At 35.1% G+C, this 25,993-nt stretch carries 23 protein-coding genes; 11 read left to right on the top strand and 12 right to left on the bottom strand.

Annotated elements, in window-relative coordinates; translation table 11 throughout:
- The first annotated feature begins 226 nt into the window (after window positions 1-226).
- From B0A67_RS20685 to B0A67_RS20650, 8 genes are all read left to right on the top strand, one after another.
- Window positions 227-3,382 (top strand): SusC/RagA family TonB-linked outer membrane protein, encoded by a 3,156-nt coding sequence (locus B0A67_RS20685; RefSeq protein ID WP_072964299.1) that lies wholly within the window; start codon window positions 227-229, stop codon window positions 3,380-3,382.
- 34 nt (window positions 3,383-3,416) lie between these two features.
- Window positions 3,417-4,949, top strand: coding sequence for a SusD/RagB family nutrient-binding outer membrane lipoprotein (locus tag B0A67_RS20680; protein WP_072964169.1), 1,533 nt, complete (start codon window positions 3,417-3,419; stop codon window positions 4,947-4,949).
- 218 nt (window positions 4,950-5,167) lie between these two features.
- Window positions 5,168-6,487: a GntP family permease gene (locus tag B0A67_RS20675; protein ID WP_072964171.1), complete on the top strand. Its 1,320-nt coding sequence runs from the start codon at window positions 5,168-5,170 to the stop codon at window positions 6,485-6,487.
- A 4-nt stretch (window positions 6,488-6,491) separates the two neighbouring features.
- On the top strand, window positions 6,492-6,959 hold the full coding sequence (locus B0A67_RS20670; protein ID WP_041518541.1) for a RidA family protein: 468 nt from the start codon (window positions 6,492-6,494) through the stop codon (window positions 6,957-6,959).
- Window positions 6,960-7,313: 354 nt separating this feature from the next.
- Window positions 7,314-8,345, top strand: coding sequence for a sugar kinase (locus tag B0A67_RS20665; protein WP_072964300.1), 1,032 nt, complete (start codon window positions 7,314-7,316; stop codon window positions 8,343-8,345).
- Between the two features lie 9 nt (window positions 8,346-8,354).
- A complete protein-coding gene (locus B0A67_RS20660; RefSeq protein ID WP_072964173.1) occupies window positions 8,355-9,002 on the top strand; it encodes a beta/alpha barrel domain-containing protein in 648 nt (215 codons plus the stop codon).
- Window positions 9,003-9,005: 3 nt separating this feature from the next.
- On the top strand, window positions 9,006-10,121 hold the full coding sequence (locus B0A67_RS20655) for a D-TA family PLP-dependent enzyme (protein ID WP_072964175.1): 1,116 nt from the start codon (window positions 9,006-9,008) through the stop codon (window positions 10,119-10,121).
- A 126-nt stretch (window positions 10,122-10,247) separates the two neighbouring features.
- A complete protein-coding gene (locus B0A67_RS20650; protein ID WP_072964177.1) occupies window positions 10,248-11,318 on the top strand; it encodes a dipeptidase in 1,071 nt (356 codons plus the stop codon).
- On the opposite strand, the gene B0A67_RS20645 is transcribed toward B0A67_RS20650, so the two are convergent.
- Window positions 11,315-12,094: a DeoR/GlpR family DNA-binding transcription regulator gene (locus B0A67_RS20645; protein ID WP_072964179.1), complete on the bottom strand. Its 780-nt coding sequence runs from the start codon at window positions 12,092-12,094 to the stop codon at window positions 11,315-11,317. The genes B0A67_RS20650 and B0A67_RS20645 overlap by 4 nt on opposite strands.
- Before the next feature lie 190 nt (window positions 12,095-12,284).
- Between B0A67_RS20645 and B0A67_RS20640 the strand changes: the two genes are divergently transcribed.
- The gene (locus B0A67_RS20640) at window positions 12,285-14,588 is read left to right on the top strand and encodes a family 20 glycosylhydrolase (RefSeq protein ID WP_072964181.1); all 2,304 of its coding nucleotides are present in this window, start codon (window positions 12,285-12,287) and stop codon (window positions 14,586-14,588) included.
- 66 nt (window positions 14,589-14,654) lie between these two features.
- Here the strand turns inward: B0A67_RS20640 and B0A67_RS20635 are convergent, their stop codons facing one another.
- The 3 genes from B0A67_RS20635 to B0A67_RS20625 form a co-directional block, all read right to left on the bottom strand.
- Window positions 14,655-15,401 carry a succinate dehydrogenase/fumarate reductase iron-sulfur subunit gene (locus B0A67_RS20635; RefSeq protein WP_072964183.1) on the bottom strand — a complete coding sequence of 249 codons (747 nt, stop codon included), beginning with the start codon at window positions 15,399-15,401 and terminating at the stop codon, window positions 14,655-14,657.
- Window positions 15,402-15,496: 95 nt separating this feature from the next.
- The gene (locus tag B0A67_RS20630; RefSeq protein ID WP_072964185.1) at window positions 15,497-17,497 is read right to left on the bottom strand and encodes a fumarate reductase/succinate dehydrogenase flavoprotein subunit; all 2,001 of its coding nucleotides are present in this window, start codon (window positions 17,495-17,497) and stop codon (window positions 15,497-15,499) included.
- Window positions 17,498-17,508: 11 nt separating this feature from the next.
- Entirely contained in the window at window positions 17,509-18,180 is a 672-nt protein-coding gene (locus B0A67_RS20625) for a succinate dehydrogenase cytochrome b subunit (RefSeq protein WP_072964187.1), read from the bottom strand.
- Window positions 18,181-18,501: 321 nt separating this feature from the next.
- On the opposite strand from B0A67_RS20625, the gene B0A67_RS20620 reads away from it, so the two are divergent.
- Window positions 18,502-19,863 (top strand): hydroxymethylglutaryl-CoA synthase family protein, encoded by a 1,362-nt coding sequence (locus B0A67_RS20620; RefSeq protein ID WP_072964189.1) that lies wholly within the window; start codon window positions 18,502-18,504, stop codon window positions 19,861-19,863.
- A gap of 191 nt (window positions 19,864-20,054) precedes the next feature.
- Here the strand turns inward: B0A67_RS20620 and B0A67_RS20615 are convergent, their stop codons facing one another.
- From B0A67_RS20615 to B0A67_RS20600, 4 genes are all read right to left on the bottom strand, one after another.
- On the bottom strand, window positions 20,055-20,234 hold the full coding sequence (locus B0A67_RS20615; protein WP_072964191.1) for a hypothetical protein: 180 nt from the start codon (window positions 20,232-20,234) through the stop codon (window positions 20,055-20,057).
- Window positions 20,235-20,306: 72 nt separating this feature from the next.
- Entirely contained in the window at window positions 20,307-20,678 is a 372-nt protein-coding gene (locus B0A67_RS20610; RefSeq protein WP_072964193.1) for a hypothetical protein, read from the bottom strand.
- Window positions 20,679-20,731: 53 nt separating this feature from the next.
- Window positions 20,732-21,283, bottom strand: a complete 552-nt coding sequence (locus tag B0A67_RS20605) for a hypothetical protein (protein WP_072964195.1) — start codon at window positions 21,281-21,283, stop codon at window positions 20,732-20,734.
- A 101-nt stretch (window positions 21,284-21,384) separates the two neighbouring features.
- Window positions 21,385-22,125 carry a LytTR family DNA-binding domain-containing protein gene (locus tag B0A67_RS20600; protein WP_072964197.1) on the bottom strand — a complete coding sequence of 247 codons (741 nt, stop codon included), beginning with the start codon at window positions 22,123-22,125 and terminating at the stop codon, window positions 21,385-21,387.
- A 289-nt stretch (window positions 22,126-22,414) separates the two neighbouring features.
- On the opposite strand from B0A67_RS20600, the gene B0A67_RS20595 reads away from it, so the two are divergent.
- Entirely contained in the window at window positions 22,415-22,618 is a 204-nt protein-coding gene (locus B0A67_RS20595) for a hypothetical protein (protein WP_072964199.1), read from the top strand.
- A 74-nt stretch (window positions 22,619-22,692) separates the two neighbouring features.
- Here B0A67_RS20595 and B0A67_RS20590 read toward each other — a convergent pair whose 3' ends face one another.
- The 4 genes from B0A67_RS20590 to B0A67_RS20575 all read right to left on the bottom strand — a co-directional run bounded on the left by B0A67_RS20590 (window position 22,693) and on the right by B0A67_RS20575 (window position 25,962).
- Window positions 22,693-23,130: a GNAT family N-acetyltransferase gene (locus tag B0A67_RS20590; protein WP_072964201.1), complete on the bottom strand. Its 438-nt coding sequence runs from the start codon at window positions 23,128-23,130 to the stop codon at window positions 22,693-22,695.
- A gap of 23 nt (window positions 23,131-23,153) precedes the next feature.
- Window positions 23,154-23,846, bottom strand: coding sequence for a hypothetical protein (locus B0A67_RS20585; protein ID WP_072964203.1), 693 nt, complete (start codon window positions 23,844-23,846; stop codon window positions 23,154-23,156).
- A 20-nt stretch (window positions 23,847-23,866) separates the two neighbouring features.
- Window positions 23,867-24,502, bottom strand: coding sequence for an uL4 family ribosomal protein (locus B0A67_RS20580; protein ID WP_072964205.1), 636 nt, complete (start codon window positions 24,500-24,502; stop codon window positions 23,867-23,869).
- 77 nt (window positions 24,503-24,579) lie between these two features.
- Complete coding sequence (locus B0A67_RS20575) at window positions 24,580-25,962, bottom strand: bactofilin family protein (protein ID WP_242671002.1); 1,383 nt, start codon at window positions 25,960-25,962, stop codon at window positions 24,580-24,582.
- Window positions 25,963-25,993: the final 31 nt, after the last annotated feature.

The following is a 25,993-nucleotide window of genomic DNA, read 5'->3' as shown; positions in this document are numbered from 1 at the left end:
AAATACGAATTTTAAGATTAAAATAGATTTTCCTAAAAAAAGCATAATCTGCAAAATTTTCTCAAAACACCAAGAAAAACAGCCCGTATTTTAGATATTAAAAATACTTCACGAAAAAATATTGCAAAAAATATGCTATTTATGCAAAAAATATGCAAATGTGAAAAATAAATTTTTATATTTGATCGCCAATAAAAACCAAAAAAAACATGAAAACCACAGAATTATGAAAACAAAGCTAATTTCATTAGTGTTTATTGGGGGGATGATCTTCTCAGCAAATGCAAAAGAGACCGCAATTAAAAAGCACCTTTTTGAACAAAAAAGCAATCAGACGGAAATTTCGGGCCAGGTACTTGGTCAGGACGACGGAATGCCAATTGCCGGAGCAACAATTTACTCCAAAAGCAATAGCAAAATAGCTACTATAACAGATGAAAACGGAAAATTTAAACTCAATGTTCCGGAAAATGAAACTCACATCATCATCAGCTACATGGGTTACGCCACTTTAGAATATAAACTAGACAATACACAGGATTTAATTATTAACCTGAAATCAGCTGAAAATGTTTTAGATCAGGTTTTGGTAACTGCATTAGGAGTTAAAAAAAGCAGCAAATCTGTTGCTTATGCAGTTACAGAATTGAAAGGAACTGAATTTACAAAAGCCAAGGAAACCAATATCGCCAATGCCTTAGTGGGAAAAATTGCCGGTGTAAACGTGAGCAGTACGGCAACCGGACCAAATGGTTCAAGCAGGGTTGTTATTAGAGGAAATGGTTCGCTAAACGGAAATAACCAGCCGATGTACGTGGTAAATGATTTACCAATTGACAATACACAACTGAACTTACCTGGAATTGGCAACGGACCGGGATCAACAAGAATAAATGTTGACCGAGGTGACGGAACCTCTGTTATCAATGCTGATGACATTAAAACCATAACCGTTTTGAAAGGTGGAACTGCCGCTGCATTATACGGCGCAAATGCTGCAAACGGGGTTATCCTGATCCAGACGAAAAGAGGAGCTGCTCAAAAAGGAATTGGGGTAGATTATAATACTTCATTTACTTTCGAAACACCATCGATCATACCAGATTGGCAGTATGAATACGGCTCAGGGGCAAATGGAAAAAAACCAACCAATCAGGCAGAAGCCATTGCTGACGGCCGCTGGTCGTGGGGAGCTAAAATTGACGGAACGGACGTTGTTCAGTTTGATGGCGTGGCAAGACCGTATGTTGCACAGAAAAACAACATTAAAAATTTCTACAACACAGGAACAACTTTTATCAATTCCCTTGCTTTATCAGGAGGAAATGAAAAAGCAACGGGACGTCTTTCGTTTTCAAACATGGAGAATAAAGGTGTTGTACCCAACTCTGATTTTAACCGCAAAAGCATCAATATTGCCAGTAATGTAAACTTAACAAACTGGTTGAAATTTGATGTTGTGGCACAATACAATTTAGAAAAATCAAACAACAGAACCACAGTATCTGATGCTGAAGCAAACCCAAACTGGGGAACTTATATGATCGCTAATACGGTTGACATTAGAAATCTTGCTCCCGGATATGACGAAAATGGAATTGAAGAAGCATGGAATCCGGTTGCAGTAGCAACAAACCCTTATTTTGTGGTTAATAAAATTAAAAATAACGATACTAAAAATCGTTTTATCGGAATGCTGAATGTAAAACTGAACTTTACACCGGAATTATTTCTTCAGGGTAGAATTGGGCAGGATTTTACAGATTATGAATTCTTCGGATACATCCCAAAAACGACTTTAAACAATCCCGTTGGATATGCACAAGGTTCAAGAGTTAAAATATCCAATCTGAATTCTGAAGCTATTCTTAATTATACGAAGAAAAATATCATTGATGATTTCTCTTTAAATGCTTTAATCGGAGTGAACTCGCGTACCAATCTAAGAGACGAAACCAGATTTGAAGGTTCTAATTTTGTCTTAGATAATTTTTATGCCATCAGTAATTTATCAACGCTTACCTATAGCTATCCGTACGGAAAAACAAAAACAAATTCAGTTTACGGAGCCGCAGATTTTGACTATAAAAATATTGTATTTTTAAATATTACAGGCCGTCAGGATTGGTTTTCTACGCTTTCTAAAGAAAACAATACTGTCTTTTATCCTTCGGTTGGAACCGCCATTATCTTATCTGATATCGTAACAATGCCTGACTTTATTTCATTTGCCAAACTAAGAAGTTCATGGGCACAAGTGGGTGGCGCAACACCGGATCCTTATGCATTGAATCAATCGTATTCTATGGTTCAGGGCGGACATAACGGTCAGCAATTGCAGGGACCAACAAGTTCCAGAGTGCCAAATCCAACTTTAAGTCCGTTGACTTCTACAACATTTGAGATTGGTACGGATTTAGGATTTTTCCGCAATCGCTTAAATCTTGATTTAGCATTTTACAACCGTGCTACCACAAATGATATTGTCGAAACTACTATCTCTAACGCTTCAGGATCAAGCACCGCTTTATTGAATCTTGGAAAAATGAGAAACAAAGGGGTTGAATTTTTATTGAGTGGAAAAATCATTAATTCTGAAAATTTCTCCTGGGATGCAAGTTTCAACGGATCTTATAACCAAAATACAGTTGAAGCGCTTACAGATCAGCTGAATTCTATTACTATGGCAACTGCCGTAAACGGATATGTAACGATAACAAGTGATGTTGGCCGTCCATATAGTATTATAAAAGGATACAAACCACGTGTAGATGCAAACGGAAATACAGTTTATAATGTAAGCGGCGGTTCAGCAACCGTAGCACAAGGACCTCTTCAGGAATTAGGTCAGGGAGTGCATCCCTGGGCAGCAGGAATCAGCAATGAATTCAAATACAAAAACATCTCATTCAGCTTTTTGATCGATGGTAAATTTGGAGGAAGCTTATATTCCGGAACTGATTTGTACGGAACTCGTATGGGATTAACAAAATTAACGCTTGAAGGCCGCGAAAACGGTTTACCAATAAAAGGTGTTGACACAAACGGAAATCCGGTTGATATGGTGATTGCTCCTGAAAACTTAAGAACGTATTATGATGGCTTAAGAAACATTTCATCCACTTTTATTTATGATGCAAGTTTTGTAAAACTAAGACAGGTAATCCTTGGTTACGACCTTCCAATTCAAAGAATAAAAGGATTATCAAAACTTCAAAGTGCTTCTGTTTCATTTGTAGCAAGAAACTTATTCATTCTTTACAAGAAAACACCAAACGTAGATCCGGAATCTGTATTTAGTGCAGGAAATGCACAAGGTGTAGAACAATTTGGAGTGCCAAAAACCAGAAGTTTCGGTTTAAGTTTAAATGTCAAATTTTAAACGCACTTAATTGATAATTTTTAAATTAAAAGACATGAAAAAGATCACCATTTTATATATCGCAGGAATACTTTTAGGAAGTATGTCATCCTGTACCAAGGATTTTGAAGAAATAAATACCAACCCGAATGTGGTTGACAAACCAAATCCGAATTACATTTTCAGTAAAGCACAATTGGACGGCCTGAATAATAATTACTTTTTCACCAACATTCTGGAATGTGGCGGAATGATTCAGCATTATGCTACATATAAAGAAGCTTCGGGCGTTGGAGATAAATATTTAAGCAATGAAGTTTACTTTTCAGCCTATTTCAATCAGCTCTATCCAACAGCTTTAAATGAAACTGAAATTGTAATTAATGCCTTAAAAGCAAATCCAAATGATAGTAATAAATTAAATATTGCGCGAATCTGGAAAGCTTATTTGTATCATAAAGCAACAGATTTATATGGAGACATTCCATATTCAGATGCTGCAAAAGCAATTACGTCACAAGTTTTTCTTCCAAAATATGACACTCAGGAATTCATTTACAAAGATTTATTAAAAGAACTGGATGAAGCCGCCATTGCATTAGATCCTGCCAAACCAAGTTTTGGTAAAGCTGATTTTATCTATGACGGGGATGTCGCAAAATGGAAAAAATTCTCTTACTCTTTAATGCTTCGCTTAGGATTAAGATTAAGTAAAGTTGATCCTGCCTTATCAAAAACATGGGTAACTAAAGCCATTGCCGGCGGAGTAATTTTGAACGGAAGTGATAATGCGATCATGGATTATACTGACGGACCAAATGATTTCAATAAAAACCCGGTTGGTTTTGATGCCAGAAGACAAGATTTTACAGCGGGATCTTACGGGCAAAAAAATGTTGAAGGAGGAAAATTATCCAAAACGTTCATTGATTTATTAAAAAATACTGCCGATCCAAGAATCAGTGTTTATTCAGGTGTTTGGCAAGGAACAACACAAAATACTTCTCTTGCCATTCAGAAAGGTTTCCCTAACGGAACAAAAACAGCTCCAACAGCAGTGGAACAAGGCACTTATTCTGAGCCGAATCAAAGTACTGTTTTTAAATACGATGCGCCACTTGTACTTTTAAGCAATGCCGAAACAAATTTATATTTAGCCGAAGCTGCAGCAAGAGGATGGTACACCAATGAAACCGACAAAGATTTATATGAAAAAGGAGTAAAAGCTTCTTTCCTAAACATGGGAATTTACGGCGCAGCGTATGCTATTACAGATGCAACTGCTTATTTAACCCTTAATCCGTACAACGCGGCAGGATCTTTTGAAGCTAAAATGAGTCAGATTCATACTCAGATTTATGTTGCCTTATTTGTAGATGAAGAAGAGGTTTACGCCAACTGGAGAAGAACGGGTTATCCTGTTTTAGTTCCTGTAAACTTTCCGGGCAATGTTACAAATGGCACAATTCCAAGACGTTTGAAATACTCGACCAGTGAATATTCAGTGAATTCTGCTAACTTAGCTGAAGCGGTTAAACGTCAGGGAGAAGATAGTTTTACAACCAGAATGTGGTGGGATAAACAATAATTAAAGAATTAAAATGTGCCTTTAGGCACTTAATATTGGTAGAGAACAAACATGAATCAGAATATCCGGCGTGCCGTAGGTACGCGATAATCATTGTTTTGTTGCGTACCTACGGCACGCCAACGAATTTCAAACCTAATGACTACCAATATTACGTACCTAACGGCACAAATTAAAAACCTCAATCGTTAACCGGGATAAATAAATACAAAAAATAAATGAGCATTTTAATTCTTACGGCATGCATTGCGTTTTTAATCATTCAGATAGCCTGGCTTAAAATAAATCCGTTTATTGCCTTTATCATAACAGCTTTATTAGCAGGTCTGTTTTTAGGACTGCCAATTGCTACTTTGTCACAAACCGTTCAAAAAGGCTTGGGAGAAATGTTAGGATCTATCACTTTGATTATCGTTTTCGGGACCTGTATTGGTAAACTTACCGTTTCATCAGGTGCCGCCAATGTTATTGCCAAAACTGTTATGGGATGGACGGGCAGAAAATACGTTCGCCTTGGCTTAATGATTACCGGATTTATTGTTGGGATACCACTTTTTTATAGTGTTGGATTTGTTTTGTTAGTACCCTTGATCTTCTCAGTAGCCCATCAATTTAAACTTTCAAAAGTATATCTGGGAATCCCAATGCTGGCGTCGCTTTCAGTAGCACACGGTTTTTTGCCGCCGCATCCGTCTCCAATGGCTTTAAGCAGTATTTTAAATGCTGATATCGGACTTGTTTTAGTCTACGGAATCATCATTGCGATTCCGACCATTTTTATTGCGGGTTTGTTGTTTTCGAATTTATTGAAAAACATCAAAACCGAATCGGATCATGAAATCCTGAATGTCGAAGAAATCGAAAACGAAGGCAAACAACCTAGTTTTTCCCTAAGTTTATTCTCTGCCTTATTTCCGGTTTTCGGATTAACAGTGACGTCAATATTACCTATGATTTCTCAAAATGAAACTGTAGTAAATATTTGTAAAACAGTTGGGGAACCAAGCATGATTATGCTGATTTCTCTATTGATTTGTACCTACACTCTTGGAATCAGAATGAACAGAAGCATCACATCAGTAATGGATGATTATGCCATTGCGATAAAAGATGTCGCTCTGATTGTTCTCATTGTTGGTGGAGCCGGAGGTTTAAAAGAAGTCATGATCGTAAGCGGTGTAAACGAAACTATAGTAGCTGCCTTAACACAAATAAACATTCATCCGTATTTATTGGCCTGGATGATGGCGGCAATCATACGCGTTTGTGTGGGTTCTGCTACAGCAGCCGGATTAATGACTGCCAGCGTTTTATTACCTTTACTACAAACCACCGGACTCGACCCTAACTTATTGGTTTTGTCTGTAGGAGCCGGAAGTTTAATGTGCTCCCACGTCAACGATCCAAGCTTTTGGATGTTCAAAGAATATTTTAATATCAGCCTGAAAGATACATTCAAATCATGGACTGTCATGGAATCTCTAGTATCTGTTTTAGGAATTATTTTCGTTTTTATTTTAAACTCTATAATACATTAATATCATGAATTTATTACCACAAGAAAAATTTGAAACATTAGGCTTATCCTTACCACCGGCACCACAACCACTTGGTATTTATAAACCTTATTTAGTTGATGGTAAATATTTATACCTTTCAGGTCACGGGCCTGTTAATGACGACAAATCCCTGATCATTGGCCGAATTGGCGATGATATGGATATCGAAGAAGGAAAATTAGCAGCGAGACAAGTCGGCTTAACAATGCTTTCTACAATTGTAACCAATTTTGGAAGCCTGAATAAAGTAAAACGTGTTATAAAAGTTTTAGGAATGGTCAATTGTAATGGCGATTTCCTAAGACATCCTTACGTAATCAACGGCTGCAGTGAATTGTTTGCTGAAGTGTGGGGACAAGAAAACGGAATTGGCGTAAGAAGCGCCGTAGGAATGGGATCTTTACCGGACAATATTCCTGTTGAAGTTGAAGCTGTTTTCGAATTATATTAAAAAAGATATGCCACAGATTACATGATTAAAAAGGATTATTTTCTTTTTTGCCACGAATTTCACGAATTTTCACAAATCAGTACGTAAAAATTAATTTGTGGAAATTTGTAGAATTCGAGGTTAGAACTAATCTGTAGCAAAAAAATTTAAACACATAGAAACATAGATTTTATTGTAACCTATTTAGAGAACATTTAAAAAGCTCGCTTTTACACAGAGCTATATGTGTATTAATGCAAGTGAAACGCCTACTATGCGGCTACAAAAACTATGTTTCTATGTATTAAAACAATTAAGCGTTAGGTTAATAAATCATTTTAATCTGTGAAATCTGTGGCAAAAAAAACAACAACCATGAATACAAATACCTCACAAACAAGAATTGCAACTTTCGGAGAATTATTACTTCGGATGAATGTTGCGGATGGAAACCGGTTTACGCAGGCCAATGAAATAAAAATACACGTTGGCGGTGCTGAAGCAAATGTTTGTGTTTTACTTTCTCAACTCGGGATTCAAACCGATTATATTACAAGATTACCACAAAATGATTTGGCGCAACTGGCGGTAAACGAACTTCAGAAATACAAAGTCAATACCTCAAAATGCGTTTATGGCGGAGAACGTTTGGGATTGTATTTTGTCGAAGCCGGAAATCAAATCAGGCAATCGCAGGTAATTTATGACCGAAGCAATTCGTCTTTCGCAACAATTCAAAAAGATCAAATAAATTGGGATTTGGCTTTCGCCGATGTTACGCATTTTCACTGGTCCGGAATCAGTCCGGGAGTTTCTCACGAAGCAGGTTTAGTTTGTAAAGAAGCCATTCTTACGGCACACAAAAAAGGAATTCCAATTTCTTCTGATTTTAACTTTCGATCAAAATTATGGCAATACGGAAAACATCCGTCTGAAATCATGCCGGATTTACTTCAATACAGCACAATCACAGTTGCTGATCTTGATGCGATTGAAATTTATTTCGGAATCAAAACGGATCCTACAGCATCTGATGAAAATCGTTTTCAGCAAACATTCGAATTATTAAAAGTAAAGATGCCTTTTCTAAAAACATTAGCCATGAGTTTTAGAAAATCAGATGGCCCGGCACATTTATACAAAGGATTACTGATTCATGAAGGCAACTTCTACCAGACACAAGAACATAAAATACACGTTGTAACGGATCAGATTGGTTCCGGAGATGCTTTCAACGCAGGATTGTTATACGGATTATCGAATAAATTATCCGGACAGGAATGCATTGAATGGGCAACAGCTTGCGGCGTAATCAAACAAAGTATTCACGGAGATTTTGCCATAACAAATCGCGACGAAATAAGTCATTTTATTAAAAACGGCTCAAGTAATAGAATTAATAGATAAAATAAGAAAATGTACAGCATATTAAAAACGCAAGGTGTACTTCCGTTAGTAACACAAATCAACATTGAAACCGCCCAAATAGTATTACAATCGGCGGCTGATGCTGGCATAAAAATTATAGAGTTTGCTGCTCGAGCAGATAATGCAAAAGAAGTTTTTACTCAAATGGCAGCCTTTAAAAAGGAAAACAATTTAAATGTAAAAATAGCTGTTGGCTCTATTTTAAGTGTCGCTGATGCCGAAACATTTCATCAGTTAGGTGCAGATTGTATCGTTTGTCCTCATACTGATCTGGAAATTGGAAACTATTGCCTCAAAAATAACATTTACTGGATTCCAGGAGCTGCGACATTAAACGAAATATTGCACGCTAATAAATTAGGAGCCGAAATTGTAAAACTTTTTCCTGCCGATAAAATTGGCGGTCCGGGATATGTAAAAGCCATTAGAGCACCTTTCCCGAATTTGAAAATAATGCCAACCGGAGGCGTAACTTTAGAAGAAAACAACTTGAAATCCTGGTTCAAATCCGGAGTAGTTTGCGTGGGAATTGGTTCTAATTTATTTTCGAAAGAAATGCTTTTGAACTTAAATTACGAGCAATCCCTTCAGGCTTTTCAAAGTTTAATTGATGTAGTAGAAAAAATAAGAAACTAAGTTATGCAAAACAATTGGTGGAAAATTAATTCCGAAATCAGCATTGATACGCCATTTTTGGCTGTTTACCAAGATCGTATTCAGGCCAATATCGACCGTTTGATTGAATCTGTAAATGGTGACACTCAAAAATTGAGACCACACATCAAAACACATAAAATTGGTGAGATTCTGGATTTGTTTAAAACCTGCAACATCAATAAAATAAAATGCGCCACCATTGCCGAAGCTGAACTCGCAGCAATACACGAAATTCAGGATGTACTTCTCGCCTATCAGCCTGTTGGCGCTAAAAAAGAAAGATGGATTGCTTTGATTCAAAAATATCCAAATACTGCTTTTTCGACTATAGTTGATAACCTTGATTCGGCGAAAGCCTTAAATCAAATCGCGGAGAAAAACCATTTAAAACTTACAGTTTATCTGGATTTGAATACCGGAATGAACAGAACCGGAATTTCGATTCATAAAAACTGGAAAGCTTTAATCGATGAAATTCTTCCTTTAAAGAATATTCATTTTGCCGGAATTCACATTTATGACGGCCATTTGAAAGGCGATGTCGAAGAACGAACAGCTGCAGCTTCCAACTTATTTTTTAGCATTAATGAAGAAGTTGAAGCTATTAATAAAAAGCTGGATTACGAATTAAAAATTGTTGCCGGAGGTTCGAATACATTTCCGTTTTATGCCACTCAAAAAAATGTAGAATGCAGCCCGGGAACTTTTGTTTTCTGGGATTCTAATTATCAGACCAATTTACCCGAACAGGAATTTAAACCCGCTTTGGTTATTGTAGGAACGGTGATTTCAAAACCAACAAATACAACGCTTTGTGTTGATATTGGATACAAAGCCGTTTCATCAGAAAACCCGATCGATAAAAGATTAGTGATTTTAAATGATGAAAATTTAATTCCGATTTCGCATTCAGAAGAACATTTGATTGTAGAAAATCGGGGAAAAAACGAGTATGTTATTGGCGACACGATTTATGCCCAACCATATCATGTTTGCCCAACTTGCGCCCTTTACGATTCGGTTCAGGTGGTCAATGCAGCGCATGAAATTTGCGATCAATGGCAAGTTGCTGCCCGAAGCAGAAAAATTAATATTTAGCAGCAGAAAAGGAGAATAAAGAAAAAAGAATAGAAAACAGAGCGAAGAAGAAAGAGAATAGACCTCATAATAACACTTGTAGAGAACCTCTGAACCTTTAGACCTTTGTGCCTTAAAAAAAATACTATGTTTATAATAGACGCCCATTTAGACCTGAGCATGAATGCGATGGAATGGAACAGAGATTTAAGAAATGACGTACCTACTTTACGTCATCTCGAAAAAGGAATGACCGACAAACCGGATCGCGAACGCGCCACAGTTTCATTTCCTGATTTGCGAAGAGGAAACATTGGTATTGTAGTCGCGACTCAAATTGCAAGATTTGTAAAACCCGACAGTATTATTCCGGGTTGGAATTCTCCTGAACAAGCCTGGGCGCAAACTCAGGGACAATTGGCGTGGTACAAAGCCATGGAAGAAGCCGGAGAAATAACTGCCATTACAGATAAAAAATCATTGCTGAAACAAATTGATTTATGGAATGACGGAACGCCTAACGATAAAAAACCAATTGGTTATATTTTGAGTCTGGAAGGTGCGGATTCTATTATTGATGTTTCGTATTTAGAAAAAGCGCACCATTACGGATTACGCGCGATTGGTCCTGCACATTATGGACCAGGACGTTACGCCAACGGAACAGACGCAACGGGAAAAATGAATCAAAATGGTCTTGATTTATTGAAAGAAATGGAGCGTTTGAATATTATTCTGGATGCAACCCATTTATGCGACGATGCTTTTTGGCAAGCTTTGGATCATTATAACGGACCCGTTTGGGCAAGTCATAACAATTGCAGAAGTCTGGTGGATCGTAACCGTCAATATAGCAACGAAATGATTCAGGCTTTAATTTCAAGAGGGGCTGTTATTGGCGGGGCTTTAGACGCGTGGATGTTAGTACCGAATTGGCAAAGAGGGGTTTCAACACCAAAAGGCACAAACTGTAATCTTGAATCCGTTTTCAAACACATGGATCACATTTGCCAGCTGGCCGGAAATGCCAATCATATTGGTGTAGGTTCAGATCTTGACGGCGCTTTTGGTACAGAACAAGGGCCATACGATTTAGATACGATTGCCGATTTGCAAAAACTGGTTCTGATATTTAAAAACAACGGCTATTCTGATGAAGATTTAGATAAAATCTTTCACCAGAACTGGATTAATTTTTTAATGAAAAATTGGGATTAAAGAAAAACTAAACTGGGAACTGCCTTCTTATACGCTTGTAATTTTTCGTCGTTTGGATCAACTTCCGTGACAACATAATCAACCTCAGATAAGTTGGCAATTTTCATTTTTAGGACTGTATCTAATTTTTCAGAAATAGTCAAAATAGCGGTTTTTTCAGAAGCCTGAATCATTGCTTTTTTTACCTGAACGGTTTCCCAATCAGAGTCTGAGAAACCACCTTCGATATCTAAAGCATTGGTTCCTAATATTAATAAATCAACTTTAATATTCGCCAACTGATTGTAGACATCGCCGCTCACACACATTTGGCTGTAAGAAGAAATACTGCCGCCAATCATGATAATTTTAACATTGGGTTTATCCAGAAGTTCAACAGCAGATAAAACGGTAACAGTAAAAATGGTCAGATTTAAATCATCCGGAATCAAGCGAATGAATTCACGAATGGTTGTTCCGCCGCCAATTAACAAAACCATTCCGTCATGAAGTAAACCTAAGGTTTTTTGCGCAATAATTTGTTTGGATTCCCCTGCATAAGTTTGATTATTAGAAGAAGCATGGTGATAAGCTTTTGTCATCGCACCACCTTTTACTTTAATCAATAAAGATTCTGATTCAAGCTCGTTAATATCACGCCTCACAGTATCTTCTGAAACAAATAATTTAGCCGAAAGCGTTTCAAAACTTACACGGGTATGCAAGTTAATCTCCTTTAAAATAAGATTTTTACGTTCTTCCTTGGTGTAATTTACCACTTCATTATCATTATTCATGCAAATTCATTTTTGTTGAAAGCAAATGTAAACAATAAATGCAATATTATTGCGAAACAAATTATAACACAAAGTAATAAAAAAGTTAATTCATCTATTTTAAAGACATTTAAGCATAAATTCCTTTTGCAAAAAAAATGCAAACTCAATCTATAAACTCTATTTTTGTTTAACAACCAAAAAAGCAACCATGCAAAAAAGTATATTTCTCCTTTTACTACTCTGTTATTCTTTTACGAATGCACAAAATTCTTCTGGCAACAATTTTATTATCCCCGCTCCCAACTTCTATAAAACCACCGGAGACAGTATTCGTTTAAACGGAAAGATCAAAGTTATTTTTGAAAAGAATAAATTCAGCACCAAAGAACAAAAAACGGCAAACATCTTTGAGTCGGCTATAAACTCCAATACTTCAAACAAAAAAAGCAACATTGAAGTTTTATTCATTGCTAAAAATCCGGCTGAATCCTTAAAAAAAGAAGCATATAAAATTGTTATTACTCCAAAAAAGATCACCGTTACCGGAAGTGAGGAAGGATTATTTTATGCGGTTCAGAGTTTGTTGCAGCTTTTACCGAACCAACCAAAAAATCAGGAAGTCAAATTGCCTTGCGTGACCATCGAAGACGAGCCCAGATACAGCTACCGCGGACTTCATCTCGATGTTTGCCGTCATTTTTTCTCTGTCGATGTTATAAAAGATTTTATCGCACAAATGTCCAGCTATAAGCTAAACCACTTTCATTGGCACTTAACAGACGATCAGGGATGGAGAATTGAGATCAAAAAATATCCAAAACTGACAGAAGTAGGTTCTAAAAGAGCCCAAACTTTAGTGGGTAATAAATTCGAAAGATCGCCATATTTTTTTGACGGAAATCCATACGGAGGTTTTTATACTCAGGAAGAAATCAAAGACGTAGTAAAATTTGCCGAAGATCATTATGTGAATATCATTCCGGAAATCGAAATGCCCGGACATGCAACCGCAGCTGTTACGGCTTATCCGAATTTATCCTGTTTTCCGGATCGTCCTTATAAAGTGGTGGAATATTGGGGCGTTTTTGATGATATTTTCTGTGCCGGAAAAGAAGAAACTTTTACTTTTTTAGAAGATGTTTTGACTGAAGTTATGGCTTTGTTCCCAAGTACCTATATTCATATTGGCGGTGACGAATGCCCAAAAACAAAATGGAAAGAATGTCCGAATTGTCAAAAGCGAATTGCGGCTTTAGGTATAAAAGACGAACATGAATTACAAAGCTACCTCACCACCCGAATTGAGAAATTTCTAAACGCACACGGAAGACAAATTTTAGGCTGGGACGAAATGCTCGAAGGCGGACTCGCGCCAAACGCAGCTGTAATGTCATGGCGAGGTGAATCGGGAGGAATTACCGCAGCAAAACAAAAACACAATGTTATCATGAATCCGGAACAGGTGCTCTATCTGGATTATAATCAAGGCTATTCACCGAATGAACCTTTAACAATTGGAAGATTAACGACGGTTGAAAAAATGTACAACTACAACCCAACCCCGGTTGATAGTTTAACCGTCGAAGAGCAAAAATATATTATAGGAGTTCAATCAAATCTCTGGTCAGAATATTTGACGAGTCCGGCGAAACTAAACTATATGATTTATCCTCGTGTATTTGCTTTGGCTGAAATTGCCTGGACGCAACCTCAAAATAAAAATTACAATCATTTTATTCTGAATCAAATTCCGTATCATTTAGAAAAACTGGAAGCACAGAAACGATTGTACAAAGTTCCAACACCTTTTGGAGCAGATGAAACGGCACTAATCGCATCAAAATATGTTCTGGATTTAAAACCAACCATCAAAAACGGACAAATTTTTTATACCATTGACGGTTATAATCCTGATGAAACGGCGGAGCTTTACACCAAACCTGTAACGATAAACATTCCGAAAGGAGAATTCAGAACCATAAAAACAGTTCAGATCAGCCCAAGCGGAAGAAGAAGTTCTATCAATAAAATAATAGTTCGAAATTCAGATTTAAAACCGGCCTTAGCCATAAAACCAACTAAGAAAGGTTTAAAGTTTAATTATTATAGAGGAACATTATTTCAGCAAGTTCAGGATTTGGAATTAATAAAGCCCATTAATTCAGGTATTTTCGAAGGTACGATAAGCAGTGAAAAATGGAAAACGAAAACAGAGCGTTATATCGGCTTAAAATTCGACGGATACATCTATATTCACGAAACAGCAAATTACACGATTTCGACGCTTTCAGACGACGGATCGAAGCTTTTTATCGACAATGAATTAGTAGTCAATAACGACGGTATTCACTGGCTCAACGAAGCTTATGGAGCTGTACAACTCGGAAAAGGTTTCCATAAACTAAATATTAGCTATTTTGATCAGATTGGAGGAACTACTTTAACGTGTTTTATTCAACAGGAAGGAAAGGAAAAACAAGAGATAAGTGCTTCACAATTGTATTATGAATAGCAAATAAAAAAAGGATCCGATATGCGGATCCTTTTTTTATATAAAACTAAAAGTGTGTTTTTTAGATTATCCTTGTAAGCTTGCTGATAAATACTCACGGTTCATACGTGCGATATTTTCAAGAGAAATTCCTTTAGGACATTCTACTTCACAAGCTCCGGTATTGGTACAGTTACCAAAACCTTCGTGATCCATTTGGTGCACCATGTTTAATACACGATCAACAGCTTCGATTTTACCCTGAGGCAATAAAGCATATTGAGATACTTTTGCAGCAACGAATAGCATTGCAGATGAGTTTTTACAAGTTGCAACACAAGCTCCACAACCAATACAAGCAGCAGCGTCAAATGACTTATCTGCATCATGTTTGTTGATCGGAATTGTATTGGCATCAATTGTATTTCCTGAAGTATTTACCGAGATAAATCCTCCTGCATGCTGAATTCTGTCAAAAGAACTTCTGTCAACCACTAAATCCTTAATTACAGGGAAAGCTTTTGCTCTAAATGGCTCGATAAAAATCGTGTCACCATCTTTAAACATACGCATGTGCAATTGGCAAGTAGTAACTCCTCTGTCTGGTCCGTGTGCTTCTCCATTGATGAATAATGAACACATTCCGCAGATTCCTTCACGACAATCGTGGTCAAATGCTACCGGCTCTTCTCCTTTGTTGATCAATTGTTCGTTAAGAACATCAAGCATTTCAAGGAAAGACATATCCGGTTCGATTCCGTCGATTGGGTAATCAACGATTCCCCCTTTATCCTGGGCGTTTTTCTGACGCCATATTTTTAATGTAAGTTTCATACTGTTTTAGTTTGAAAGTCATAAAGTCGAAAGTCGAAAGTCGCTCGACACATTTTGCGTTTGGACTTTAAGACTTTGGGCTTTCGACCAAATTCTTATTTGTAGCTTCTTTGAACTAATTTAATGTTTTCGTAAACCAGAGGTTCTTTGTGTAATACGGCATCACTTGGTTTTCCTTTGTATTCCCAGGCTGCAACGTATGCAAAGTTTTCATCATCACGAAGTGCTTCTCCCTCTTCTGTTTGGTATTCTTCACGGAAGTGACCTCCACAAGACTCATTACGGTGCAATGCATCTTTTGCGAACAATTCTCCTAACTCTAAGAAATCGGCAACACGTGTCGCTTTCTCTAATTCCTGATTAAATTCGTTAGCGCTTCCAGGAACTTTTACATCTTTATAAAACTCTTCACGTAAAGCGGCAATTTCTTCGATAGCTTCAGTTAAACCTTTCGCATTACGAGCCATACCTACTTTATCCCACATGATTTTTCCTAATTTCTTGTGGAAATAATCTACAGAATGAGTTCCCTTATTATTGATAAATCTATCGATTTGATCTTTTACTTCTTTTTCTGCTGCTACGAATTCTGGTAAATCTGTAGAAATTTCTCCCATTTTAATATCCGGAGCTAAATAATCTCCAATAGTATAAGGCAATACGAAATATCCATCAGCTAAACCTTGCATCAAAGCAGAAGCTCCAAGTCTGTTTGCTCCGTGATCAGAGAAGTTAGATTCTCCAATTGAGAAACATCCGGGAATTGTAGTCATTAAGTTATAATCAACCCATGTTCCACCCATTGTGTAGTGAACCGCAGGGTAAATCATCATTGGTGTTGTATAAGGATCTTCATCAACGATTTTGTAATACATCTGGAATAAGTTTCCGTATTTACTCTTCACGATTTCAGCTCCTAATTTTGTTACCAAAGCAGCATCTTTATCATCTAAACCTTTTACGAAAGCTTCTTCAGTTCCGTAACGTTTGATTGCAGCGGCAAAATCTAAGTAAACAGCTTCTCCGGTTTTGTTAACTCCAAAACCAGCATCACATCTTTCTTTTGCAGCACGAGACGCAACGTCACGAGGTACTAAGTTACCAAAAGCAGGATATCTTCTTTCTAAGAAATAATCTCTCTCAGCTTCAGATAAATCAGTTGCTTTTTTCTTTCCTTCACGGATCGCTTTTGCATCTTCTTGTTTTGCAGGAACCCAAATACGACCGTCATTACGTAACGATTCAGACATCAAAGTCAGTTTTGACTGGTGATCTCCAGAAACCGGGATACATGTTGGGTGAATTTGTGTATAGCAAGGATTTGCAAAAAACGCTCCTTTTTTATGAATTTTCCAAGCTGCTGTTGCGTTACTTCCCATAGCGTTTGTTGATAAGAAAAATACGTTTCCGTATCCTCCTGAACCAACTACTACTGCGTGAGCAGAATGTCTTTCTATTTCTCCTGTAATAAGGTTACGAGCGATAATACCTCTCGCTTTTCCGTTCACGATAACAATGTCAAGCATTTCGTGACGGTTGTACATTTTTACTTTTCCACGACCAATCTGACGGTTCATTGCAGAATAAGCTCCTAACAATAATTGCTGTCCGGTTTGTCCTTGTGCGTAAAAAGTACGGGAAACCAAAGTTCCTCCAAAAGAACGGTTATCTAACAATCCACCATATTCACGAGCCAATGGCACCCCTTGAGCCACACACTGGTCAATAATATTAGCAGAAACTTCAGCCAAACGGTGAACGTTTGCCTCACGTGCACGGTAGTCACCCCCTTTTACAGTATCATAAAACAATCTGTAAACCGAGTCACCGTCACCTTTATAATTTTTTGCCGCATTGATACCACCTTGTGCTGCAATAGAGTGCGCACGACGAGGTGAATCCTGAAAACAAAATGCTTTTACGTTATATCCCTGCTCTGCCAAAGTAGCCGCAGCTGAACCTCCAGCCAAACCTGTACCAACAATAATAATATCTAAATTACGTTTGTTTGCAGGGTTTACTAAATTAATATGATCTTTATAATCTGTCCATTTGTCCGATATTGGGCCGTGTGGAATTTTTGAATCTAATGCCATTATAATTTATATTAATTATGTTGATTGAAATGATGAAATAATGCGATTATGACGAAAAGTGCCGGTACTACAACCGCAAACCCATAACCGATTTTACTTAAAAATCGAGAATACTTATTGTTCATTCCCACTGATTGAAGAGAAGAACTGAATCCGTGCCAAAGGTGAAATCCTAAAAGAATAAAAGAAACACAGTACAATCCTGTACGAACAGGGCTTTGAAACTTGTGAACTAATTCAGTGTAATACCTTGTAGCATCCGGTGCTGTACCTGCAATATATTTATAGGTAACTTCAGGAAACCAGAAATCATAAAAATGCAATCCTAAGAAAGCCAAAATAACCAATCCAGAAATAATCATATTTCTAGAACTCCATGAAGCGTTAGCCGCTCCGTTGTACTTTGCATACGCAATTGGTCGTGCAGCGCTATTTTGTGCAGTCAATACAAATCCCATTACGAAATGGAAAATTACCCCGATTGCCAAAACTGGTTGCATTACATATTGAATCAGCGGATTGTATCCCATAAAGTGAGATGCTTCGTTAAAAACATTTACACTAATAATAGAAATAAAATTTAAGGAAACATGCAGCGCTAAAAACGTGATTAAGAATATTCCCGAAAGAGCCATAGCCACTTTCTTTAAGATGGAAGCATTCAATAGTGCAGATTGTGCCATAATTGTTTAAGTAGTTTGTTTTAAAAAATTATACAAAAATAAAGCAATTAGACATGAACTACAACCATTTCGTTGTTATTTATAATCATTTTAAAGAGCTTTGCCCAATATTATTGCAAATTATTTAAAAACAAGAAAATAGATTTTTTTCACAAGCCATTTTGACCATTTTCTGGCTTTTATATAATTACCAAATTATTATTTTTGACCCCTTTTTGATTTATTTTCCTCAAAAATAAACGCTACAGCGATTTTAATCAGGGAAAACAAGTAAATTCTAATAGCATAATTTTACCTTTATCAGCTTCAAAAAAAATCAGAATGAAAACAGGAATTGACGCTATCTCTTTTGACGTAGCCAACATACATTTACCCATAAAAACTTTGGCCATTGCCAGAAATATAGAACCTGAAAAATTAGAAAAAGGTCTCGGACTTATCAAAATGACTTTACCGGATGTTCATCAGGATGCTGTAGTTTTTGGAGCAAACGCTTTGACTAAACTAATTCTTGACAACGAAATCAATCTAAACGAAATTAGCCGAATCTATGTTGGAACTGAAAGCGGAATCGACAGCTCGAAACCTATTAGTTCTTTCTTAATCAGCTTAATGGAACAAAAATTTGGAGAAGATTCTCTTGCCGAATGTGATGTAGTCGATTTTACTTTTGCCTGTATTGGCGGCGTTGATGCTTTGCAAAATTGCATTGATTTTGTAAAACTGAATCCAGCTAAAAAAGCAATTGTCGTTACTACTGATTTTGCAAAATACGATTTGAACTCGACCGGAGAGTACACACAAGGCGCCGGAGCTTTGGCAATGCTTGTAACTTCGAACCCTAGAATTATTGCTTTTGATGACAATTGGGCAACAAGCACAAAAGGTGTTTTCGACTTTTTCAAACCTTACAGAACTATCTCAAAACAAGCGATTACACAAAATGAGAACAACGACCCTTGGTTTGACAATTTAGAAGCCGAAATCGAAATCCATAAAGACCAACCGGTTTTTGATGGTCAATATTCGAATCAATGTTATATGGATCGTACGAGAAACGCTTACTTTTCCTTTAAAAAATTAAAAAACACAACCGAAACTTTATACAATTCCTGGAACAGCATCATCATGCACCTGCCGTATTCTTTTCAGGGACGCAGAATGTTATCTGAAATTTATGCTTTAGATCACGCTGATAAAATCATTGCAAAAAATACCGAACCTGCAGATTATCAAACTAAAATCAAAGAGGTTGGAAAATCCGATGAATACAGAAAATTCGTAACCGGGAAATTACAGCCCGCAGAATTGGCTTCGTCTTTAATAGGGAACCTTTATACCGGATCTATTTTCATGGGATTATTATCGACTTTGGCTCATTATTACGACACCAAACAAGAAGTTGCCGGAACTAAATTCGGATTCCTGGCTTACGGAAGCGGATCGAAATCAAAAGTATTCGAAGGAACAATTCAACCGGAATGGCAATCGGCTTTAGCCAAAATCAAACTTTTTGAAAACCTCGAAGAAAGTATAGAAATTGGTTTTGAAACTTATGAAAAACTTCATAAAAAGGAACAAAAACAAAGTATCAGAACACCAAAAAACGAATGGGTTTTAGACAGAATTGAAAAAGAGATCCCTAATTTAATTGGGGCAAGATATTATAAATGGATTAATTAAATTCCAATAAAAACCGAAGCAGAATTGCTTCGGTTTTTTTTATTAGCACAATCTTGTCCTCCTGAGCGAAGTCGAAGGACACGCAAGTAACTCGACAATGTAAATCTCTTTGTGTTAATTTCGTACATATCCTTCAACTTCGCTCAGGAGGACATACTGTATATTCAAAAGATCTTTTTGCAGAAAAACATTTAATCCTTCTTATGCTGTTCAGTATAATTTTGATTTCCTTTAAGCGCTTCATCATGCACGTTCATTCCGTTTGACATTCCGAGCATAAAGGCGGTTATTATTACAATTAGTTTTCTTTTTATCCAATGAAGTGGTCGCTTAGATTGCTCTAAACGTTTTTGTTTTTTGTGTTTATACATTTTGAAAATGATAAATGATTAGACATTATTTTATCATCGTATGCGTTGAAGCGCATAAAGGCTTAGAACAAACTAAGCGTTGTATAAACTTTTACAGCAATTATTTGAAGTGATTGCTTCATTTACAAAAACAGATTGTTTTATAAACGAAGTTAGATTTTGATAAAGAAGTGTTTGCAGTTTCAGAAAAACCTGAACCTGAAAGCTAAATACAGTTTTTAGCTGAAGATAAATTAAAGGAACTAAAAATACCGTTTTTAGTCCTAAAATAACCGCATTAAAGAAATACGAACGGGAGTTTTTAAAATCCAGTTCTGTTCTGATTGTAATAAAAGCAGACTGATAATAACTCGCCGATTTTGAATAAGAATCTAAAGTACCATCATTCGCAATCACGACAAAAGCCAGAAAGAGCGAAATGAGATATGTTAGATATTTATTCATTGTTATGTTTCACTCAAACGAAAATACAAATTAAAACCAGAATTTCAATTCTTTCAGCTACTTCTAATATCTTTTCTACAAAGAAGCAAACCCAATCCCAGGACAAAAATCACACAACTAAACAACATATAAACTCCATTTTTCAAAACAAAAAACGAAAAACCTATTGCCGGAGCAGAAAGAATAACCATTAATGAACTTACAGTACATGTTTTAATAAAACTAAACGCATGTATCGCCAAACCAACAAAAAGCAACGAAGGCCCAATGACTACAAACGGGTAAAAAACAGAAGGTGTATTAGTAATCTGGCTACTCAATACTTCTTTATCAACTTCATTATTACCAAAACTCCACATTATAAAATCTATCGTACAAAGCCCAATATGCGCAATAACTCCAAAAGCCGTGACAATCGAAGCAACAAAATTGAATCTGTTTTTAGGAAATACATCATTAAAAGATAACAACAAACAGGCACCAATAAGATTAAACCAATGTGCAAAATCAATTGGTAACTGAAAGTCCGGTAAGACTTTTGAAAAGAATAAATAACTGATCAGGAAAAATAATAATCCGAGAAGGCAAAGCTGTTTTGTTGTCATAATTTATGTTTTAAATTGATGAGACAAAACTAATCTCGAGAACTCTCTTAACAGCCTGTTTTATTGATTTTGGTACAAAACTATCGGTTTTAGGTACGGAATTATAATGTCAACAAAGTTTCTTTATAATTTTTGGAAACGGGAAGTTCTATTTGGGTTAGAATTATTGTATTTTGGTTTCTCCAGGACTTAAAATGCACCCGATTTATTAAATGAGAACGATGTATCTGCATTAAAAAATCAAAATCTTCCTGAACTTTTTTGAGTGAAGAACGTATCAATTTTGACACAAGTTTACCGTTCTCGATATAAAAAATCTCGACATAATTTTGAGCGTTTGAAACACAAACCAAATCTTCTTTTTTGATTTTTAAAACATCTAATTTATTTTCTCCTCTAAAAGTCAAGATATCTTCCTGCAAAGGAATCAGTTTAATCAAATATCTTCTTGCCAGAGTAATCACAGGGGTTAAAATCAAGGCAACTTTGATAAAAATCGTAGAGAAAAATTCAGCAAAACTATAACCGCCATTTAAAATTGGACTTTTATAATACGTATAAATTCCAATAAAATAGATCACATAAAAAAATAACAAACTGACTATTTCATACTTTATACTCCATTTTGAGATTTTATCGTAAATCCTTTTTTGAAGAAATATCAGAACCCCATAACATAAAAATGCCATCAAACTAAACCCAGTACTCATTAAAAACCAAGATTGAAAATTTAAAGTGCCGTCATCAAAAGGTCTTATGATAAAGGCAAAAACAAAAATCCATAACGAAATAAGCAAACCTATTATTAGATTATGTTTTATGGATATGTTGAGTTGTTTCATTTTTTCTTAAAGCGATTATTACTATACAATATTAGACTTTAATTCAACTTGTTTCAAGTAAGATTCATCAGTTTTCCACTTATTTTCTAGATCAACGATTGGTAAAAACACAAAAGAAGTAAAATAGCACAAACCAATTTTTAAAAAGAAGAATTTTATACCGTATTAAAAAAAACAAATTAAGATTACAAGTATTTCTGTAAGTATTTATTTAAAAATAATTTGTAATTTTATCAAAGTCGTATCCGAAAAACTTATAGAGTAGGAAAACCCAAAAAACAAATTACCTATGAAAAATTTACAAAATTTATCAAAATTGCAAAAATTATCAAAAGAAGAATTGAAATCAATTGACGGTGGTAATGGCAGACCTTGCGAACCATGGCCGCTATGTAAGGGTCAAGAAGCCTCTTTTTATGCAGTAAACTCATGTGGCTGGTATTTATACAAAACAGCAAATGGCAGTACCTGTATGGAATATTCAGCAGTATAATCATCAATAGATTAAAACTGCTATCTTATTGATAGCAGTTTTTTTTTAAGTTCTATCTTTTCACGACCAGATACTTACTTATAAATCGTAAACTTATTATGCGATAAATTAAAACCAAAATTTTCATAAATCAATACATTTTCTACACGTCTTTTGTTTGTTGTAACCTCTATACTTTTCAAATTATTCTGATTGGCAAAATCTTTAATTTCATTTATCAGTAAACGGCCCATTCCCTGACCACGATAGTTTTGATGAATAAAAAACTCCTGAATTTCACCAACCAAACCGCAATGATGCAAAAGATTCTGCGTATGAAAACTAATAAAGCCTGCACCTTCACTTTCATTTTCGGCAATTAAATACAGATTGTTTGGATTCGAAATATTTTCATTAAAAATTTTCTCAAAAACTTCAACATCTAAAACTTCATTTTCAAGTTCACAAATTGCTTTGTAGACAAAATCAAGATCTTCTTGCTTTACTTTTCTAATTTTTACTTTTGAGTTCATAATTCTATTGTTCCAAGTATATTCTAAATTAAATTAACTTGTTTAGACATATTTTTCCACCCATTCCACTTGCAGGTCTCATCATAGAATTCTTTTTCTTGTTTCCCAGATTTGATGATATAATGATCTGATGTAGTACAGCCTCCATATTTTATAAGCGCTAATTCACATTCCATCTTAATTATAGCATCTAATTGCGCACTATTTAGCTTTTTAGATTCTCCCTTATTTTCAGCATAATATACTTTTTCTTTTTTAGTAATAACCAAACTCTCTTTTGCAGAATGAAAACAGCCTAAACTTTCAAAATAAAATTCTACTTTTTGGTTTTCTTCCAGATTCCTAACAAATGATTTACTTGTAAAATCTTTATAATTAGAATAATCCGGGTATATAGAAACACTATAAATCTTATTCTCTTTTACTTCGATTGTTTTCTGTAAAGTCTGATTAACTAAATTTTCATAAACAAACTTGTAGGTTCCATTTGTTAAACTATCTAAAGTAATTTCCTCTTCAATAAATGGCTTTTTAAAAGCACTAAATTCTTTGAATTTTTTCCCATCTTTATAGACCTGAATACCGTAAATTTTAGAGAGATCATGATTTAGCTTATTTTCAAATTCAATTTTTAATCTTATCGATGCGGGAACTTCTTTACAGCTTATCAAAAAAAGTAAAATGACTAACAATAATAGCATTGCTTTAAATTTCATTATAATCACAATGTTTAGTTTCACATATATTCAATTTGTCTTTTCGTTTTCAATGTCAATACTTTACCATCTTCCATATCAAATACTGATTTTTCTATCCAATTATTGTTTTTATCGTAGACATATTCATATACAATATGACATGAAAGCGATTTATATTTCTTTTCTTCAAAACATATTTTCTCTACTAAATCCCCTTCCTCATTGTATTTAAATTGGTAAATTTCATCAATAAGTTTTAATGCATTATCATCCACTATCAACTTTTTATAATTTAAATAATAAGAAAACTGTTTTATGTTTATTGTTGAAGTAGAATCTAACAATACACTTTCATCCTTAATATTATAGGTATCATTTTTAAAGGTATAGGTTTGAATAGATTTATTTAAATATTTAGAAGTTACTATGGCTCCTTTTTCGTCAAATTTCAAATCACAGAAATCAATTGTTCCTTTATAATATCCTTTATAAATGTTTGAAGCGTTACCACTAGCCATATAATTCCAGGAAACCCAACTTACGGTTTTCACGTCTCCACAAAGATCTAATAGAGCAAATGTGTCTGTTTTAAACTTCTTTGGTACCGGAACTTTATCTTGTCCATGGCTGGAAATAAAAAAAGCAAGTAAAACAAAAGTCAAAATAATTTTCATATTATAAATAGGTTATTCGTTATGTTATATTTCGTTACAATCTTTTTTACAATCAATCTCAAAACTAATGTATTGTTTTACAGATATTCTTTTAAATCCAGACGTTCAAATTTAACTTTATATTTTCGAACGTACTTATTCCATTCTGGTTTATTTTCTTCATTATTATAAACAGAAGAAGCATATTCTACAATTTCTTTACTAAAATGATTTCCAAAAACAGCATCAAGATTTTCTATTCCAGAATCAATTACACGTTTCAGGATCGATAATTTATCTTTTCCATTGTCTTTGCAAACTTTATCTAGCCATAAACCTTTACCCAATTTCACATATTCTTCAAGTAAGGTTTCTGTAATAAATTCAGACGGAACATCATTAATATTCGGTTCGTGTTTACCGTTTTTAAAAGTCGTTACTATCAATTCTTCCGAATAAAATTCAATTGGAATCAACGAAATCAGAGTTCCGCTTTGGGCAGCTTTAAAACAAAGTTCTTTTGTTATGAATCTCCTGGGTATTTTCTGGATTGCAAAACCATTTTTAATAACTAAACTTTCGCAAAGTTCCGGCGTAATAAATTCCGGATCAGCATAATCCAAAGCGTGAAATGTGATATTCAACGCCAACTCGCACAATTCTCTTGTTTTATATTGGGATGGAACTAACTTTAAATCACGATAATTCGACAGTACTCGTTTTTGCCAATATTCATACGTTTTTGCAGGCGGATTATTTTGTTTTAAAACTAATTCGCCGTTTTCTAATTCACGTTTAAACTCTTCAAAAGTTTCTATTAACGGATTATTAAGATGTTTGCGCAATTCATTCGAGATAATATTCTCTTCAAGATCATCATCATATTCGCAAGCACTTTTCGGATCAAAATCATCCGTTTTATCGTTATAATAAAACAAGTCATTTTTTCGCTCTGCAAAAGTGGTATAATGATCTTCGACTATAAAAACAGGAGCTTCAATAATTCCCGAACATTTAAAATTACCATGATTATATGAAGTCATCACTACTTCTTTGGCTTTTACATTTCCATTTATTTCAACATACGAACCTCCTAATAATAGACTTTGGCAATCAACATTTCCGTTAACATAAACATAAGGCCCATAATCGCCTTCAGCATTTATAATTGTACCGTTTACAGAAAAATTTCCGTTTATTAAAATTCCTTCGAATCTTATTTTTTCAATTTCCTTTAATGGAAGATTTAAGATCTTGCCAAGCCATTTTTTCTCTTTATCTTCATAAAGATCTAAATAAAAATCACCTTCAAAAGTCATATCTTCATTTGAAACCAAAAACAAATCCTGATCTTCCCATTCATCAAAATAATCAAATCCTTCGTGATCGATTAGAAATGAATATAGCGTTTTGATTTCTTTTATTGTTATTAATTTAAAAACTGAATGCTGCATTTTATTTTTTATTAGAAACTGTGCCATTTTTTATGCCACAGATTAAAGGATTTTAAAG

The organism is Flavobacterium aquidurense, assembly GCF_002217195.1.
Lineage (GTDB): Bacteria > Bacteroidota > Bacteroidia > Flavobacteriales > Flavobacteriaceae > Flavobacterium > Flavobacterium frigidimaris.
This window is presented reverse-complemented; position numbering and strand designations above follow the sequence as displayed.

Coding starts and splice junctions, on each gene's coding strand:
- B0A67_RS20685 (WP_072964299.1), top strand. CDS start 227: ATGAAAACAAAGCTAATTTCATTAGTGTTTATTGGGGGGATGATCTTC.
- B0A67_RS20680 (WP_072964169.1), top strand. CDS start 3,417: ATGAAAAAGATCACCATTTTATATATCGCAGGAATACTTTTAGGAAGT.
- B0A67_RS20675 (WP_072964171.1), top strand. CDS start 5,168: ATGAGCATTTTAATTCTTACGGCATGCATTGCGTTTTTAATCATTCAG.
- B0A67_RS20670 (WP_041518541.1), top strand. CDS start 6,492: ATGAATTTATTACCACAAGAAAAATTTGAAACATTAGGCTTATCCTTA.
- B0A67_RS20665 (WP_072964300.1), top strand. CDS start 7,314: ATGAATACAAATACCTCACAAACAAGAATTGCAACTTTCGGAGAATTA.
- B0A67_RS20660 (WP_072964173.1), top strand. CDS start 8,355: ATGTACAGCATATTAAAAACGCAAGGTGTACTTCCGTTAGTAACACAA.
- B0A67_RS20655 (WP_072964175.1), top strand. CDS start 9,006: ATGCAAAACAATTGGTGGAAAATTAATTCCGAAATCAGCATTGATACG.
- B0A67_RS20650 (WP_072964177.1), top strand. CDS start 10,248: ATGTTTATAATAGACGCCCATTTAGACCTGAGCATGAATGCGATGGAA.
- B0A67_RS20645 (WP_072964179.1), bottom strand. CDS start 12,094: ATGAATAATGATAATGAAGTGGTAAATTACACCAAGGAAGAACGTAAA.
- B0A67_RS20640 (WP_072964181.1), top strand. CDS start 12,285: ATGCAAAAAAGTATATTTCTCCTTTTACTACTCTGTTATTCTTTTACG.
- B0A67_RS20635 (WP_072964183.1), bottom strand. CDS start 15,401: ATGAAACTTACATTAAAAATATGGCGTCAGAAAAACGCCCAGGATAAA.
- B0A67_RS20630 (WP_072964185.1), bottom strand. CDS start 17,497: ATGGCATTAGATTCAAAAATTCCACACGGCCCAATATCGGACAAATGG.
- B0A67_RS20625 (WP_072964187.1), bottom strand. CDS start 18,180: ATGGCACAATCTGCACTATTGAATGCTTCCATCTTAAAGAAAGTGGCT.
- B0A67_RS20620 (WP_072964189.1), top strand. CDS start 18,502: ATGAAAACAGGAATTGACGCTATCTCTTTTGACGTAGCCAACATACAT.
- B0A67_RS20615 (WP_072964191.1), bottom strand. CDS start 20,234: ATGTATAAACACAAAAAACAAAAACGTTTAGAGCAATCTAAGCGACCA.
- B0A67_RS20610 (WP_072964193.1), bottom strand. CDS start 20,678: ATGAATAAATATCTAACATATCTCATTTCGCTCTTTCTGGCTTTTGTC.
- B0A67_RS20605 (WP_072964195.1), bottom strand. CDS start 21,283: ATGACAACAAAACAGCTTTGCCTTCTCGGATTATTATTTTTCCTGATC.
- B0A67_RS20600 (WP_072964197.1), bottom strand. CDS start 22,125: ATGAAACAACTCAACATATCCATAAAACATAATCTAATAATAGGTTTG.
- B0A67_RS20595 (WP_072964199.1), top strand. CDS start 22,415: ATGAAAAATTTACAAAATTTATCAAAATTGCAAAAATTATCAAAAGAA.
- B0A67_RS20590 (WP_072964201.1), bottom strand. CDS start 23,130: ATGAACTCAAAAGTAAAAATTAGAAAAGTAAAGCAAGAAGATCTTGAT.
- B0A67_RS20585 (WP_072964203.1), bottom strand. CDS start 23,846: ATGAAATTTAAAGCAATGCTATTATTGTTAGTCATTTTACTTTTTTTG.
- B0A67_RS20580 (WP_072964205.1), bottom strand. CDS start 24,502: ATGAAAATTATTTTGACTTTTGTTTTACTTGCTTTTTTTATTTCCAGC.
- B0A67_RS20575 (WP_242671002.1), bottom strand. CDS start 25,962: ATGGCACAGTTTCTAATAAAAAATAAAATGCAGCATTCAGTTTTTAAA.